Genomic DNA, 15,665 nt, shown 5'->3' on the forward strand with positions numbered 1-15,665 from the left:
CATTTATATAGAATTTAGAGCTATAAATGTTCACTTTACAAATTAATAAATTATTGGTCATTAATTTAAATATTCCCGCGTTTAGTTGAGAAGTGGGTTGGGGTATGCAACAAGTGTGGGGCATAAAATAGATGGAAACATTACGAACAGAGCATATTAGTAAGCGCTTGCAACTTGCGATGCTAGTAATCGTCTTGTCTATCGTATTTATCAGTGTTCCATTGATTGTGAGCAGCAATCAAAACTACCTCAAAAGTGCCGAAGCGCTGAAAGAAATTCAGATGCTGAAAATGGTGGCAGATTTAACCAACCAAATTTCCCGTGAACGTGCGCCAGCTAACAGTGCAATGTCGAGTCAAGGTGAACAGCGCGAGCAAAAAATTATTGAGTTGGCTGAATATCGTCAAGGCGTTGATCGGCAATATCAAGATACACTGAAAGTTTTAAAAGAAACGGGCTTTGCACCGATCGCCCAGCAGTTAGAGTCCAATTTATATCCATATTTGTTGCAGGGTCGCAAAACGGTCGATCAATATATTGCGCTGCCGACACAACAACGTGAAGCTAAAAAATTGGATCATGCCATTTTGGCGATGTTCCAAGCTTGGGATCAAAGCTATATTGCCATGCAGAAATTGGTCAATTATTCTCATGGTAAAGATACTCGTGTATCGAATTATTACACGCTGATTTTATTACTGGCAGAATTACGTGATTAGGCGGGAAGAGTCGCATCAAATATTATGGCTGCGGTATCATTTCAACAGGAAATTCCAGAGCAAAATTTAGCGCGGAGTTTACAAACCCAGCGTCAAACACGCTATCTATGGGAATTGATCAATGTCGTGCAGTCTGAACATGACAAAACTCCCGAGTTTAAACAGTTACATCATGCGGTAAGGACGGAATTTTTAGATAAAGGTTTGCCAATTATTGATGGTTTGACTCAAAAAAGTCTTCAACATCAGCGTTATCACATGGATGGCACCCAGCTCACTGATGCAATGGTCAATAAATTTGTCACAGTGGTGGAATTGCAAAGTTATATTGTAGATTACAGTCTCAAAGTAGCTGCGGATGAACAACGTGAAGCGCGAAATAAATTGATTTTCACGCTTTTTGTCTCGCTCGTGTCATTACTGACTGCATTATTAACGATGTTCTATGCCAAGAAATGGGTGTTTGAACCTTTAATTCGTGCTCGTAATCAGTTATTTAAACTGGCTCGGCACCGACAAATGGATCAAGGCGTGATTGAACCTGCCAAAGTAGGTTATCTCAGTTTATTTGATGCCATTCAGCATATTGAAAACATGTTGGAACAGCGTGATGCCTTTGAATTTCAGCTTAAACATATTGCCAATACTGACTCACTCACCAATGTCGCCAATCGTTTTGCCTTAGATGAATATATTAAATTTCGCGACAGCCAAAATTCAGGCTTTTTACATACAGCACTGATCGTGATTGATATTGATCACTTTAAACAGGTGAATGATCGCTATGGGCATATTGTCGGTGATTTGGTGATTCAACATGTTGCCAATCAATTACGACAACATATTCGTTCATCCGACTTGGTGGTGCGATATGGTGGAGATGAGTTTTTAGTCCTGATCGAGGGGATTGATATGCTCAAAGCCCAGCACATTGCCGAAACCATACGGCATGATATTCAGCATGTGAATTTCAATTTGGCAGAAGACGAAGCCGATCTCATCGTGACGGTGAGTATTGGTGTTGCAGTGGGTGCCAAAAGCTGGATCGATTTATTAGAGCGCGCAGACCAAGCGTTGTTTAAAGCCAAAGCTGCGGGGCGTGATCGTGTTTCAGCCTAAACGCAGCTTGGCAGATTCATAAATTTAGCCAGAAAAATCAATTAATCTTCATCTTTATATAATTTGTTGCAGGCTTGTTGGTTCATTTGACTACCATCTTCATTCCAACACTGGGCTTGGGTAATTTTGCCTAAATTGTACTGAAGCACCGCTTCAGGTTGCCCATTGTCATACCAAATTTTATAACTGTTATGACGAACGCCATTACGATAATAACCTTGGCGTTCTAGTTTGCCGTTTTCAAACCACATTTTCAGCTCACCAATCAGTTTATTATTTTGAAAATTGGCATAGGTCCACGGTTTACCATCGCTATACCAGCGTTGGCGCAGGCCATGCTCGATACCATTTTTATAATTTTGAGAAAAAGCCAGTTGGCCATTTGGATGCCAAATTTTGTAATCCCCCTGAGATTCACCATTGATGATGCTACTTTCTTGCTCTTTTATCCCATTGGCAAACCAAAACTCGAGTTTGCCTTCGTACTCCCCATTTTTATAGGCAATGCGGCTACGGGGTTTGCCATTGGGGAAGAAACTTTCAAATACGCCTGAGCCTTGAATACCATCTGGAAAGTGAATTAAATGTTCACATTCACCGTTTTTAATTTTGCTATTACTCAGAAAGATGGTGGTCAGGGCATTGCCATTGGCATAGACATATTGATTTTCATAGATCCCTTTGTGTGAAGTCGGGGTACTGAGGGCTTTACACTGCGGCTTATCTTTCCATGGGCTAAGATCGGGGTCTTCTTGTGAGACAAACAGCACCATGTATTCGTTTAGATAGCCATCGGCAAAGCTATATATTGGACATAATAAGAGGCTGAAACTTAAGATAAATTTATTCATTGTTAGTATGCTTTTATATTTTAAAAAGTTAAAAATTATTCGTTGTTGAGTCCACGATAGGCGTCATCATAAGGATGTTTTGTTTAAAAATAAATAGTGGATGCGCTAAGTTTGCAACAGATAGAAGACTGTTGAAAAGTAAACAATTCAGATTTGAACTTCATCTTATACTATGGACTTTAAACGCCATAAAAATAGTGCAATGAAAAAAATATATCTATCGTTGATGACTGTCCTGAGTTTGTCAGCATGTACAACAAATGAAGGCATGTTGGATTCATCTCAACACTTAAAACAAACGGCTCAAGCCAATTTAGTAAATTCACGGGTGAGAGAGATTCCGTCTTTATTTAATCAAGCACAAACACAGGCAGTATTTGTCACATTTGATGGTCAGCGTTTAAGTCATTATGGCAATGACTTACAGCGCGCCCACACTGAATACATTCCCGCATCTACTTTTAAAATGTTAAATGCATTAATTGGTTTGCAGCATCAGAAGGCGACAGCCACTGAAGTTTTTAAATGGAAAGGTGAAAAACGTGCTTTCCCGTCATGGGAAAAAGACCTGACTTTGGGTGAAGCGATGCAAGCATCTGCAGTTCCTGTATATCAGGAACTGGCAAGGCGAATAGGTTTGGCGTTAATGCAACAAGAAGTCAAACGGGTCGGTTTTGGCAATGCCAATATTGGCAAACAGGTGGATAATTTTTGGTTGGTTGGGCCGTTAAAGATTACGCCTGAACAAGAAGTCAAATTTGCGTATCAGCTTGCGACAGAGAAATTACCGTTTGATGTCGCGGTACAAAAGCAAGTTAAAGATATGCTTTATATTGAAAGCCGTGGGGATGCGAAGTTATATGCCAAGAGTGGTTGGGGTATGGATGTAGAGCCGCAAGTTGGGTGGTATACCGGTTGGGTAGATGATGGTCATGGCAAGATCACGGCGTTTAGTTTGAATTTGCAGATGGCTGCAGGGGATGATGTGGCGGAGCGTAAGCAGTTGACGTTGGATGTGTTGGATAAGTTGGGTGTGTTTCATTATTTACGTTAATTTTTTGAATTTTGAATTTTGAATTTTGAATTTTGAGTTGGCACGTCCTCGCTTTGCATTAGGTTTTAGCTTCCATTGCGTAGGATTTATCTTACTTTTGAAAGCACAAAAGTAAGCAAAATGCTTTTGTTTGACTGAGGGCACATCCGTGCTGCCCCAGTCAAACAGGCGACATCCATGTCGCGTCATGTGATTGAATATTGTGAAGAACAAGAATTTATTTAGAAATGGCTTTGTTTAAGCTCGTATAAAGTGATTTTCTAGCTTCTAAAATTTCAACTCTATATTGAGCAGTTGTTTCAACATTGATAGCTCCATTTTTACAAAGTGTATAAGCGTTAAATTTTCCGAGTAATTCGCCATAAATTCTTAGCTTTTCTTGTTGTTCAATATATCCATGTAAAAGAAGTAAACCTTCATTTTTGCTAAGCAAATTAAAGTCATTAAAAAGTGCGTGTCTTAGAGGTTTAAGTCTGTCTGAAATCTCATTAAGAGCTGGTTGAGATTGTTTTGTTTCAAATTCAAAAATTGCCCAAATTTTTAAAACGAGATGATTTATTTCCTCGAGATCTTTGGAAATATTGGTCAATAAATTACGATTATATAGAAGGTTATCTTTTGCTACTGATGCTGAAATATTTGCCTTTTGATTTAAGTAGGTAATTACGCCAGTTATCAGTGCTCCTAAACCAATTTTTACGGCTGTATCAATTATCTCTAATAAAGTCATATAAATAAAAAACGGTGAATGAATCACCGTTTTATCATGCACTTAAAGGAAAGTGAATCTTATTTCAACATCGGCTTTAAGAACTTCGCTGTATGTGACACTTTATTCTTCGCCACTTGCTCTGGCGTACCTTCGGCAATAATCATACCGCCGCCCGCACCACCTTCAGGGCCTAAGTCCACAATCCAATCGGCAGTTTTAATCACATCCAAGTTATGCTCAATCACCACGATGGTATTACCCTTATTACGTAGCTCATGCAGGATGTCGAGCAATTTAGCAATATCATGGAAGTGTAAACCTGTCGTCGGTTCATCAAGTACATACAAAGTCTTGCCTGTATCACGTTTTGCTAACTCACGAGCCAATTTGACACGCTGTGCTTCACCACCTGAAAGTGTGGTTGCAGACTGACCCAAACGGATATAGCCCAAGCCCACTTGGTTCAAGGTTTCCAAACGACGGTGAATCACAGGAATAGCGTCGAAGAAATGCATCGCATCTTCAACCGTCATTTCTAAGACATCTGAAATATTACGACCTTTATAACCAACTTCTAACGTTTCACGGTTATAGCGCTTGCCGTGGCAGGCATCACAAGGCACATACATATCAGGTAAGAAGTGCATTGCGACTTTAATCATACCGTCGCCTTCGCAGGCTTCACAGCGACCGCCTTTCACATTAAACGAGAAACGACCTGCAGCATAACCACGTGCTTTAGCTTCAGGGGTTTGCGCAAAAAGTTCACGAATAGGGGTGAACAAACCAGTGTAAGTTGCGGGGTTTGAACGTGGTGTACGACCAATTGGGCTTTGGTCAATATCGACGACTTTATCGAGGAACTGTAAGCCGTCAATCGAGTCAAATTTTTCCGCAGTCAGTGTGGTTGCACCGTTCAATTGAGTTGCTGCAAGTGGTAACAAAGTACGGTTAATCAGCGTCGATTTACCTGAACCGGACACACCTGTCACACAGGTCATCACACCTAAAGGAATAGTCAAATCGACATTTTTCAGGTTATGACCCGCAGCGCCCATTAACTTAATTTGCTCTTCAGGTTTTGGCGGTTGTGTTCGTGTTTTCGGCACATCAATACTGAGTTTTCCTGATAGATATTGACCGGTTAATGAATCTGGATTTGCCAAAATTTCGTCATACGTCCCTTCGGCAATCACATGACCGCCATGCACACCTGCACCTGGGCCGATATCAATAATATGGTCAGCCGCTCGAATGGCATCTTCATCATGCTCTACAACGAGCACGGTATTACCAAGGTCACGTAGGCGAACTAAGGTTTCAAGCAAGCGGTCATTATCACGCTGATGTAGACCAATTGACGGTTCATCAAGGACATACATCACGCCCATGAGGCCCGCGCCAATTTGCGAAGCCAAACGAATACGCTGAGCTTCACCACCCGACAGTGTTTCTGCCGAACGCGATAAACTTAAATAGTTCAAACCGACAGAGACTAGGAAGTGCAAACGTTCACGAATCTCTTTGAAAATCTTGTCAGCAATTTCGCCTTTGGCACCGCTTAAGTTGAGGTCTTGATAATAGCTTTCAGCATCGCCAATCGACATCTTGGTGATTTGCGCAATGGTTTTATCTTTAACTCGGACATGACGTGAAATTTCATTGAGACGTGAGCCACCGCAAGCATCACATGCGGCATTGGATAAATACTGTGCTAAATCCTCACGCACATAGTTCGACTCCGTTTCACGGTAGCGACGTTCTAGGTGCGGCAAAATCCCTTCAAAGGCTTGCACACGTTTGTGCGAACGACCACGTTCATCAATATAGCTGAGGTCAACTTTTTCCTTGCCTGTACCATAAAGGAATTTCTTTTTGGTCTCGGCATCGAGTTCATTCCACGGTGTGTCTAGAGAATAACCAAAATGATCGGCAACTTTTTGGATCATGCTGTAGTAATACGGACGTTGACGGTCCCAACCACGGATTGCCCCTTGGCTAATCGAAACTTCATTATTGGGAATCAATTTGTCAGCACTAAAATGGCTGCGTGTGCCTAAACCATCACAAACAGGGCAGGCACCGAATGGATTGTTGAAGGAAAATAGCCGTGGTTCGAGTTCACCGACGGCACGTTCACATTCAGGGCAGGAGTGTTTGGCTGAAAATACGCGGTCTTCTTGTTCGCCTTTCATCCATGACAAAATGGCAATATCACCGCCCATGCGTAAAGCCGTTTCAAAACTTTCTGCAATCCGGTTGCCAAGATCATCACGTACCTTAAAACGGTCGACAACGACTTCAATGGTGTGCTTTTTCTTTTTATCTAATTCGGGTGGTGTATCGATATCAATGACTTCACCATCGACACGGGCACGGACAAAACCCTGACCTTGTAATTGTTCAAATAAGTTGGTGTATTCACCCTTACGGTCACGGACCACAGGGGCAAGCAACATAAGCGCCGTACCTTCTTCTAGACCTTTGACGGTATCAACCATTTCAGACACAGTCTGAGCCACCATCGGGAGGTCATGTTCAGGACAATACGGCGTGCCGACACGGGCATAGAGTAGACGTAAATAGTCGTAAATTTCGGTGATTGTTCCCACTGTTGAGCGTGGGTTGTGGCTCGTTGATTTTTGTTCGATGGCAATCGCAGGACTCAAGCCTTCAATCGAGTCAACTTCGGGCTTTTCCATTTGCGAAAGGAATTGGCGTGCATAGGCAGATAAGGACTCAACATAGCGACGTTGACCTTCAGCATACAAGGTATCAAAAGCCAAAGAGGACTTCCCTGAACCAGAAAGACCCGTAATGACCACAAACTTGTCGCGTGGAATATCGAGTGACACATTTTTTAAGTTATGGGTACGTGCGCCTCGAATACGGATATGGCTTTGGCTCATGCAAGGGGTCCTAAAATATTCACCGAAAAACCTATATATGATAGCGCATGAAAAATGTTCAAGTGTAATTTAAACCTAGATTTATGCGTGACTTTGTGAGAAAAATGGCCGAATCAAAATATAGCTGTCTGTGCCGATGCCCTAAAACATCCGCAAATCAGCAATCTAGGACTTTTAACATGAAATGGCAACTTCATCTCAATCCAACATTAGGTGTGATGGGTTTATTGATGTGTAGTGTGTTTTTGAGTGCATGTACCCCGAACCACACACCGAAAGCGCAAAAATATGACAGCTTAGAACAAGCAACTTTGGCGCTGAATACCGAAAGTGAAAAAATTGATCTGTATATTGCGAAATTAGGTCAAGCCAAAACAGAAGCTGAAAAAAAGCATCTGGCTTGCGAAAAAATTCCTCAACAGTTTGATTTGGTTTTGGCAATTGTTGAAAACAATCAACATTTGATGAGTGCTGAAGATTTAAAAGTTCAAGCGCAGTTTAAGCAAATGGCTGAGCAACAAAAAGCGCGCTTTACATCTAGCCTATGGTGTAAAGGTGCATAAAGATCACGGCACTATGACTGTTTTGAGTTCATCGTTTAAATCTCCTGTGTCATGCGCATAACAATCCATTGGAAAATCTCAGGACTATCGCAGAAAAGGCGTAAAATGCAGTTTTCTCGAAACTATAGAATGCCATGTTGTCCTTATTTCTCAAAAGCTTAATGGGTGCCTTTGTTGTGGTATTAATTGCTTTGCTGTCTAAAAGTAAGGCGTTTTATATTGCAGGTTTGGTTCCATTGTTTCCGACTTTTGCGTTGATTGCTCATGTAATTGTGGCAAATGATCAGGGTGCAGCCGCATTACAAAAAACTGCACTGTTTGGACTCTGGTCTCTCATCCCGTATTTCATTTATTTATTGATGGTGTACCTGCTCGCAACACGTGTGAGTTTAACGGCATGTTTGAGTGTAGCAACGTTGAGTTGGGTGCTTGCTGCGGCTGTTTTGATTTATGCATGGCAGAGTTTTCAGTAAGCATCAAAAGCCTATATCGATGCTGATTTAGATCAATTTTTTATGGGTTCTAGATCATTTATAAAACAATAGATTTGGCTAAAATTATGATGAATTTCCAATCGTTAAATGTGTGATTTTAAATGTAAGTATTTGAATAATTAATTATAATTCTGACAGAACAGCAAATAATCATGATAAGAGCAAATAATGTTAAAACAATTTTGGGTGATCATCTGCCTCATGTTTTCAAGCCAAATCCTGTGGGCTGAAGACAGTCAAATCCTCGCGTTTGAACAGTTTATTGACCCTGCAGCCGAGCAGCGTTATAGCGTGAGCGTGCCTGCGGTCGGGCAAAATGAACAGCTATGGTCTGTGGTCTATATGGTGCTGCAAACCAACCAAGTCCCTGACAACACCGTATTAGACTTTAAAGTCGTTCCCCAAGGTTTATTATCGAAAAATAATCCTGCACAAAAAATACAAGAGTATGCTTTTGACGGCGTACAGTTGGCACAGAAAAAAGACTATGTACTGTCCCAATTCTCCGATTTGAGTGAACAACTGGAAGATCAAACGGGCAAGAAAGTGCAGGATGCATCAATCTTTGATATTAGTCGTGCCCATGTATATGCCCGCGTAGAAGATTGGGTGCCTGACTATAATGCACAAGCCACCCAACTGAATATTGAACTGGGTAAACTCAATGAAATGCAGGTGAAAGGGCTGTATTTGATTTTAGGCAAAGGTGAAAAGCCCAAAGATTTATTGGCCATTGCTCAACTTGATCCGATGGTCAAATCACAATTTCATTCAGAAGAAATGCAGGAACGCAAAGCAGCGCGCAGTGAATTGCGTGAAGCACGTTTTGCGATTTTTTTGGTGATTATCGCGATGGGGATTTTCCTCGGATGGTATCGTTTTAAACGCTAATACACTGAATGATCGTGCAAGGTCATTTGAACCGAATCCAACCGTATTAAAAAAAGGATCTAAAAGTAATTTTAGATCCTTAAATTTTTATACAGCTTAAATCACAGGTTTATTCAATGGGCCATGTCCGCTGTTGATATGCGCTGTCCCAGAACATCCATTCTAATTTTGCGCCGTTTGTGTAAGCGGCATGCATTTTTTCACGTGTATCTGCATCGCAGCGAGCCGCCACTCGATCAATGGTTTGAATCACGTTTTGTACAGCGGTATTAAAGTCTTCACCTGAGTAGGTGTCGATCCATGCTTGGTAAGGGTTATTCGGCACAGATTGGCTGACAATGGCTTTGCCGACTTCAGCATAGATCCAAAAGCAAGGCAGGAGTGAGGCAAGGACCACAGGGTAACTTTCTGACCATGCTGTCGCTGTTAGAAACGAAGTGTAATGATGGCAGGCAAGGGTTAATGGGGTATTTTCAAACTGTTCTTTGCTGATGTTGAAACCTTGCATAAAGTCATTGTGCAGACTGCGTTCCACCACGATGGCAATTTTTGCCGCTTCAGAAAACTGAATCACATCGTCGGCATCAAATGCCTTGGCTGCACACACTGCAAGTGCACGACCATAGGCCAATAAATAATGGGCATCCTGAATGACATAGTGACAAAAGGCGTCGCGGCTTAAACTGCCCTGAGCCAATTCCTGATTAAAAGGTAGATGGAGTATCTGCTGATATAACGCGGTATTACGTTGCCAAACTTCTTCAGAAAAACGCATTGAACATTCCTGTCGTTAAAAATGAAAGACGGGTCTACACCATGATGCGATGTAATTGAGAGCCTCCATCTTAGAGTGTTTATTCAAAATGTAACGAATAATTTTTGGTTTCAATCCTGAAAAGCTGCATAATTGCGCCATAAACTTAGCTTCAAACTGGGTATTCCCTCATTTTGAAATCTTATTGAATGAATAGGTCGATCTATCATGATGAAACATTTTGGTTTCTCAATCGTCTTTACGATCGTGTGTCTTGCCATTTCTGCATATTGGGGTCTGAATCATGGCCCAAATGCAGGTGTGCAAGCCATGCTGACAGCACTGACCATCACTGCCATTTTAGCGGTGATGGAAGTGTCTTTGTCTTTTGACAATGCCGTTGTCAATGCATCTGTACTCCGTGGTTGGGATCATTTTTGGAAAATGATTTTCTTAACCGTCGGGATCGTGATTGCTGTCTTTGGTATGCGTCTGATTTTCCCAATTGTGATCGTGGCTGTTACTGCAGACATGGGCGCTATGGAAGTGGTGCAATTGGCATTGAATAATCCAATTGAATACTCTGCAAAATTGATGGCCCATCATGCAGAAATTGCGGCCTTTGGTGGTGCTTTCTTATTGTTGGTGTTCCTGAACTTCTTCTTAGATGAAGGGAAAGATACCCATTGGTTCCGTTGGCTAGAGCGCCGTTTGGCCAATCTTGCAAACGTTCCTGCGATGTCCGTGTTTATTGCCCTAATTGCGTTATTGATAATGGCAGCAAACGTGGCCGAAGCCTCTCGTCTAGCGGTAGTGATGGCGGGTATCTGGGGGATCGTGGTATATATCGGTGTCCAAGTACTGAGTCATTTATTGGGTGGTGAACCTGAAGTTGATGAAAACGGTAATGCGGTTGGACATGACGCAAATGGCGTACCGACGGGCGTGATCAAAGCAGGTTTTGGTGGTTTCCTTTACCTTGAAGTACTCGATGCCTCATTCAGTTTTGATGGTGTGATTGGTGCATTTGCGATTACCTCTGATGTGGTAATCATTATGCTCGGTCTTGCTATTGGTGCTATGTTCGTGCGTTCAATGACCATTTACTTAGTGGATAAAGGCACCTTAGATGCTTATATCTTCCTTGAACATGGTGCGCATTATGCGATTGGTGCTTTGGCCTTCATTATGTTGGCGAGTGGCACAGGTCTTCATGTCCCTGAAGTGGTAACGGGTCTAATTGGTGTGGCATTCATTGTTTGGGCTGTGATTGCCTCAATTCAATATAAAAAGCGTCAAGAAAATTTAGGCTAATTTAAATTTGCCTAAAATCTCCCAAAAAGCGCAGCATCAGCTGCGCTTTTTATTTGTCCAATCATCAGGATATTTAAAATCAATAAAAATCCTGCTTCGCTTTAAGCTGAATGTCCTATAATCCCATTCCAAGATTAATGAATTTTTAACCAGCTATGATGAATGCTCTTGAACGACGCTCAACTTTTGCTTTGAGTAGTATTTTCGCCTTACGTATGCTGGGGCTGTTCATGATTATTCCTGTTTTCTCTGTGGCAGGTCAGCAATATGCAGGGGCAACACCAGCACTTATTGGTTTAGCGGTGGGTGTTTATGGTTTAACTCAAGCGATTTTACAGATCCCGTTTAGTCTAATTGCAGACCGTTATAGTCGTAAACCGTTGGTGGTAATTGGGCTGCTGTTGTTTGCTTTAGGCGGTGCAATTGCTGCAATGTCCGATAGTATCTATGGCGTGATTATCGGGCGTGCGATTGCCGGTGGTGGTGCTGTATCTGCCGTAGTGATGGCTTTGTTAGCCGATGTCACACGTGAAGAACAGCGTACTAAAGCCATGGCCATGATGGGGATGAGTATCGGTTTATCCTTTGTGGTCGCGTTCAGCCTTGGGCCTTGGCTCACAGGTTTAGTCGGCATCTCGGGTTTATTTTGGGTGACCACCATCATGGGACTTGCCGCGATTGCGATGTTGCTATTGGTACCGAAAGTAACGCGTCATCATAAAAATTTTCAACAAGGTTATCTGACGCAGTTAAAGCAAGTACTGAAAATGCCTGATCTAAATCGTTTACATGTTTCAGTCTTTTCATTGCATTTACTGCTCACAGCGATGTTTATCTATGTGCCGTCTCAGTTGATTGACTTTGCTAATATTCCATTACATTCACATGGTCTGGTGTATTTGCCGCTTTTGGTCGTGAGCCTGTTTTTTGCATTTCCAAGTATTATTTTGGCGGAAAAATATCGCAAAATGCGCGGCATTTTCTTGACTGCCATTGGTGGCATTATTTTAGGATTGGGCATCTTAATTTTTGGTTTCGAATCAAAATATATTTTGCTGACAGGCTTAGGTTTATTCTTTATCGCATTTAATGTGATGGAGGCATTATTACCGTCATGGTTATCGAAAGCAGCCCCAATTCAATCCAAAGCGACTGCCATGGGGGTGAACGCCAGCAGTCAGTTTCTGGGGGCATTTTTTGGTGGTATGATTGGTGGGCAACTTCTGTTGCTAAATGATACGGCAATGGGATGGGGCATCCTGACAGGGCTAGCCATTTTATGGTTGATCATTAGTTTTGGGTTGGCTCAGCCGCGTTATTTATCGTCTATGGTTTTCAGTTTGCCTGAAGATAAAGAAACGGATGAATGGACTTCTCAGCTTTTAGCAATTCGTGGTATTGAAGAAGTTGTGGTGATGTCTGACCAGCAAGTGGCTTATGTAAAAGTGGATAAGCAGCAGATGGATGAATCTGCGCGACAACATTTAACGCACTTGTTAGGGAAAGAGGTAGCCATTTAACCATAACTCTTATAAAGTAAATAATAGAAACAAATAGGAAGAATACGTCTGATGCGTGGTGTAAATAAGGTCATTTTAGTTGGTACTTTGGGTCGTGACCCTGAAACAAAAACTTTCCCAAATGGTGGTTCTCTCACTCAGTTCTCAATTGCAACGAGTGATTCATGGACAGATAAAAATACAGGTGAACGTAAAGAGCAAACAGAATGGCACCGTATTGTGTTACATAACCGCTTAGGTGAAATTGCACAGCAATATTTGCGCAAAGGTTCTAAAGTTTATATTGAAGGTTCATTACGTACTCGTCAGTGGACAGATCAAGGCGGTCAAGAGCGTTACACGACTGAAATTCGTGGTGAACAAATGCAAATGCTTGACAATAATCGCCAACAAGGCGAACAAGGTCAAGGCGGTGATTTTGGTCAGCCTCGTTTTAATAATCAACAAGGTGGTTATAACAATAACCAAAACCAAGGTGGCTACGGTAATAGCTCAAACCAAGGCGGTTATGGCAATAACCAACCGGCTCAAGGCAATAGCTATGGCAATAACAACCCAGGTGGTTTTGCGCCAAAACAACAGCCTGCACCGACACCGGCTCCTGCAGCAGTAGATTTAGATGACGACTTACCGTTTTAATGAACCTTAAACACAGCGTTTAAAACGGTAGATCATCATCAAAAAAAAGCCCTCAATCTTGAGGGTTTTTTTTCGTAGGTCTCATCTTGAAAGATCAGTTTCATTTTGCAATTGAGTCGACGACTTATTTTTTTTCAGAAACCCACATGGTAATTACGGCTTTAAAAACGGCTTCATTACGCGTGTTGTTCACCACGACATTCACCAAATAATCACTCCCTGCATTCCACGTAAAATTAGCATCGACAGGCGTGGCAATGGCCGTTAAATCTGTATCGGCTTTTTTCAAATATTCCACAGTCATGCCTTTGGGAATCCAACGATGGCTGCTCGGAACGGTTACATCCGTCATGGTACCGCCAGCCAATTCGGCCATATTACACATGGCAATCGCGTGGACAGTGCCAATATGATTCAACACACTGCGCTGTTTTTTAATATGTAGTTCACAGTATTGGGGCTTTAATTCATCAAAAACAGGCGAAATACTGCTGAAATACGGTGCTTTTAAACACAGCAATTTAGAAAAAGTCCATTTCCCTGCGGGTTTGTTTTGGAAGACCTTCCATAATTTTAATGCTTGGCTCATGCTTAATTATCCTTCATTATTCAGAATATAATTCTAATACGGAATAATATTCTGTTAATGGCGTAAATGACGTCACAGCTATTAAAAAAAGCCAACATTGTTTTAAAATGACCCGAGCAAAGGAAAGTATCAATGTCGTCAAATCAAGCATTATTGCAACGAATTTACAGCGGTCGCAGAGCGGAACTTAAAAGGCAGATCTTAGGAGAAGCCCTTGCATGTTTTTTAGAACAAGGGATTGAAACGACGACGATTGAACTTGTGCGAGACCGCGCAGAGACCAGTGTTGGTGCGATTTACCATCATTTTAAAAATAAAGATGGTTTAGTAGCAGCATTGTATTTTGCAGCATTGCAAGATCAATTTGCGAAAAGGGCAGACGCCTTGACACAGGCCCAATCGCTGCAGGAAGGCATTCAAGCCATTTTGTGCTCGTATATAGACTGGGTCGAAGCGTATCCTGATTTTGCAGGATTCTTGTATGCGGCAGGGTTTAGTATGCGTAAGGAAACGCTACAAGCCGAGTTAAAACAACATAATCTACAACGCAATACCGCGCTGCTGGATTGGTTGACCACACAATCCGATTGGCATTTGATCGAGCATTTACCCAAAGAATTAATGATGTCTTTGGTCTTAGGGGCAACGGAAAATTATTGTCGGGCATGGTTATCGCATAAAGTCAAAACGCCACCATCACACTATAAACAACAGTTTATACAGGCTGCTTGGCAGGCCCTCTGTATGGATATAAAGCCTTGCTCTCATTGAAATTGATTGGTTTGCTCGATGGAAAGGCAAAGATTGATTTAAATAATAAATCTAAAAATCCGATAGTTTTTATAAAAAAGTTCGGTTTTACCTATGATTTGATAAGTCGTATTCTAGCTTCAACAGATAAGCAATCCCTGAAATGAGTTAGAGGAATATCAAATGAGTTTAATTAATACTGAAGTAAAACCATTTAACGCTACCGCTTACCAAGACGGTCAATTTATTGAAGTTTCAGAAAAAGACTTCTACGGTAAATGGTCTGTGGTGTTTTTCTATCCTGCTGACTTTACTTTTGTATGTCCAACAGAATTAGGTGATCTTGCTGATCACTATGCTGAATTCAAAAAAATGGGCGTAGAAATTTATTCAGTATCTACTGATACACACTTTACGCATAAAGCTTGGCACGATTCTTCTGAAGAAATTAAGAAAATCGAATACCCAATGGTTGGCGATCCAACTTGGACACTTGCGAAAAACTTTGATGTTTTAATTGAAGCGGATGGCCTTGCTGACCGTGGTACTTTCGTAATTGACCCTGAAGGTAAAATCCAAATCGTTGAAATCAATGCAGGTGGTATTGGTCGTGATGCTTCTGAATTGATGCGTAAAGTAAAAGCTGCTCAATATGTACATGCACACCCAGGTGAAGTATGTCCTGCAAAATGGAAAGAAGGTGAAGCGACGCTTGCACCATCGATCGACCTAGTGGGTAAAATCTAATTTGGTGATCCAACCGTAGATTTAAAAAAGCCAGAACTCA

Annotated in this window: 14 protein-coding genes and 1 pseudogene; 10 read left to right on the forward strand and 5 right to left on the reverse strand. The window is 41.6% G+C overall.

What is annotated here, in order from left to right; all coding sequences use genetic code 11:
- Positions 1-131: 131 nt before the first annotated feature.
- A pseudogene (locus tag AVJ20_RS05725) lies at positions 132-1,838 on the forward strand (diguanylate cyclase).
- A 41-nt stretch (positions 1,839-1,879) separates the two neighbouring features.
- Here AVJ20_RS05725 and AVJ20_RS05730 read toward each other — a convergent pair.
- Complete coding sequence (locus AVJ20_RS05730) at positions 1,880-2,689, reverse strand: toxin-antitoxin system YwqK family antitoxin (protein WP_111884491.1); 810 nt, start codon at positions 2,687-2,689, stop codon at positions 1,880-1,882.
- A 202-nt stretch (positions 2,690-2,891) separates the two neighbouring features.
- Here AVJ20_RS05730 and blaOXA point away from each other — a divergent pair, with 202 nt between their 5' ends.
- Positions 2,892-3,743, forward strand: a complete 852-nt coding sequence (blaOXA, locus tag AVJ20_RS05735; protein ID WP_111884528.1) for a class D beta-lactamase — start codon at positions 2,892-2,894, stop codon at positions 3,741-3,743.
- Between the two features lie 217 nt (positions 3,744-3,960).
- Here blaOXA and AVJ20_RS05740 read toward each other — a convergent pair whose 3' ends face one another.
- The gene (locus tag AVJ20_RS05740) at positions 3,961-4,500 is read right to left on the reverse strand and encodes a hypothetical protein (protein WP_111884492.1); all 540 of its coding nucleotides are present in this window, start codon (positions 4,498-4,500) and stop codon (positions 3,961-3,963) included.
- Positions 4,501-4,532: 32 nt separating this feature from the next.
- On the reverse strand, positions 4,533-7,364 hold the full coding sequence (uvrA, locus tag AVJ20_RS05745) for an excinuclease ABC subunit UvrA (RefSeq protein WP_111884493.1): 2,832 nt from the start codon (positions 7,362-7,364) through the stop codon (positions 4,533-4,535).
- Between the two features lie 179 nt (positions 7,365-7,543).
- Between uvrA and AVJ20_RS05750 the strand changes: the two genes are divergently transcribed.
- From AVJ20_RS05750 to AVJ20_RS05760, 3 genes are all read left to right on the forward strand, one after another.
- On the forward strand, positions 7,544-7,927 hold the full coding sequence (locus AVJ20_RS05750; protein WP_111884494.1) for a hypothetical protein: 384 nt from the start codon (positions 7,544-7,546) through the stop codon (positions 7,925-7,927).
- 134 nt (positions 7,928-8,061) lie between these two features.
- Complete coding sequence (locus tag AVJ20_RS05755; RefSeq protein ID WP_111884495.1) at positions 8,062-8,400, forward strand: GlpM family protein; 339 nt, start codon at positions 8,062-8,064, stop codon at positions 8,398-8,400.
- Between the two features lie 189 nt (positions 8,401-8,589).
- Positions 8,590-9,312 (forward strand): hypothetical protein, encoded by a 723-nt coding sequence (locus tag AVJ20_RS05760; RefSeq protein ID WP_111884496.1) that lies wholly within the window; start codon positions 8,590-8,592, stop codon positions 9,310-9,312.
- Positions 9,313-9,421: 109 nt separating this feature from the next.
- Here the strand turns inward: AVJ20_RS05760 and tenA are convergent, their stop codons facing one another.
- Positions 9,422-10,087 (reverse strand): thiaminase II, encoded by a 666-nt coding sequence (tenA, locus tag AVJ20_RS05765; protein ID WP_111884497.1) that lies wholly within the window; start codon positions 10,085-10,087, stop codon positions 9,422-9,424.
- Between the two features lie 207 nt (positions 10,088-10,294).
- Here tenA and AVJ20_RS05770 point away from each other — a divergent pair, with 207 nt between their 5' ends.
- The 3 genes from AVJ20_RS05770 (at position 10,295) to ssb (ending at position 13,539) form a co-directional block, all read left to right on the forward strand.
- Positions 10,295-11,380 carry a DUF475 domain-containing protein gene (locus AVJ20_RS05770; protein WP_078193178.1) on the forward strand — a complete coding sequence of 362 codons (1,086 nt, stop codon included), beginning with the start codon at positions 10,295-10,297 and terminating at the stop codon, positions 11,378-11,380.
- Positions 11,381-11,535: 155 nt separating this feature from the next.
- Positions 11,536-12,900 carry an MFS transporter gene (locus AVJ20_RS05775; protein ID WP_111884498.1) on the forward strand — a complete coding sequence of 455 codons (1,365 nt, stop codon included), beginning with the start codon at positions 11,536-11,538 and terminating at the stop codon, positions 12,898-12,900.
- Positions 12,901-12,951: 51 nt separating this feature from the next.
- Complete coding sequence (ssb, locus tag AVJ20_RS05780; protein ID WP_111884499.1) at positions 12,952-13,539, forward strand: single-stranded DNA-binding protein; 588 nt, start codon at positions 12,952-12,954, stop codon at positions 13,537-13,539.
- Between the two features lie 124 nt (positions 13,540-13,663).
- On the opposite strand, the gene AVJ20_RS05785 is transcribed toward ssb, so the two are convergent.
- Complete coding sequence (locus AVJ20_RS05785; RefSeq protein WP_111884500.1) at positions 13,664-14,128, reverse strand: hotdog fold domain-containing protein; 465 nt, start codon at positions 14,126-14,128, stop codon at positions 13,664-13,666.
- 132 nt (positions 14,129-14,260) lie between these two features.
- Between AVJ20_RS05785 and AVJ20_RS05790 the strand changes: the two genes are divergently transcribed.
- Positions 14,261-14,899 carry a TetR/AcrR family transcriptional regulator gene (locus AVJ20_RS05790; RefSeq protein WP_111884501.1) on the forward strand — a complete coding sequence of 213 codons (639 nt, stop codon included), beginning with the start codon at positions 14,261-14,263 and terminating at the stop codon, positions 14,897-14,899.
- A 162-nt stretch (positions 14,900-15,061) separates the two neighbouring features.
- On the forward strand, positions 15,062-15,625 hold the full coding sequence (ahpC, locus tag AVJ20_RS05795) for an alkyl hydroperoxide reductase subunit C (protein WP_078190520.1): 564 nt from the start codon (positions 15,062-15,064) through the stop codon (positions 15,623-15,625).
- The last annotated feature ends 40 nt before the right edge of the window (positions 15,626-15,665 follow it).

Source organism: Acinetobacter sp. CFCC 11171, from assembly GCF_003268405.1.
Taxonomy (GTDB): domain Bacteria; phylum Pseudomonadota; class Gammaproteobacteria; order Pseudomonadales; family Moraxellaceae; genus Acinetobacter; species Acinetobacter amyesii.

Bases quoted from the DNA above. Each gene is read 5' to 3' on its own strand.
- uvrA (WP_111884493.1), bottom strand. From the start codon at position 7,364: ATGAGCCAAAGCCATATCCGTATTCGAGGCGCACGTACCCATAACTTA.
- ahpC (WP_078190520.1), top strand. From the start codon at position 15,062: ATGAGTTTAATTAATACTGAAGTAAAACCATTTAACGCTACCGCTTAC.
- AVJ20_RS05775 (WP_111884498.1), top strand. From the start codon at position 11,536: ATGATGAATGCTCTTGAACGACGCTCAACTTTTGCTTTGAGTAGTATT.
- ssb (WP_111884499.1), top strand. From the start codon at position 12,952: ATGCGTGGTGTAAATAAGGTCATTTTAGTTGGTACTTTGGGTCGTGAC.
- AVJ20_RS05785 (WP_111884500.1), bottom strand. From the start codon at position 14,128: ATGAGCCAAGCATTAAAATTATGGAAGGTCTTCCAAAACAAACCCGCA.
- AVJ20_RS05730 (WP_111884491.1), bottom strand. From the start codon at position 2,689: ATGAATAAATTTATCTTAAGTTTCAGCCTCTTATTATGTCCAATATAT.
- blaOXA (WP_111884528.1), top strand. From the start codon at position 2,892: ATGAAAAAAATATATCTATCGTTGATGACTGTCCTGAGTTTGTCAGCA.
- AVJ20_RS05755 (WP_111884495.1), top strand. From the start codon at position 8,062: ATGTTGTCCTTATTTCTCAAAAGCTTAATGGGTGCCTTTGTTGTGGTA.
- AVJ20_RS05750 (WP_111884494.1), top strand. From the start codon at position 7,544: ATGAAATGGCAACTTCATCTCAATCCAACATTAGGTGTGATGGGTTTA.
- AVJ20_RS05760 (WP_111884496.1), top strand. From the start codon at position 8,590: ATGTTAAAACAATTTTGGGTGATCATCTGCCTCATGTTTTCAAGCCAA.
- tenA (WP_111884497.1), bottom strand. From the start codon at position 10,087: ATGCGTTTTTCTGAAGAAGTTTGGCAACGTAATACCGCGTTATATCAG.
- AVJ20_RS05770 (WP_078193178.1), top strand. From the start codon at position 10,295: ATGATGAAACATTTTGGTTTCTCAATCGTCTTTACGATCGTGTGTCTT.
- AVJ20_RS05790 (WP_111884501.1), top strand. From the start codon at position 14,261: ATGTCGTCAAATCAAGCATTATTGCAACGAATTTACAGCGGTCGCAGA.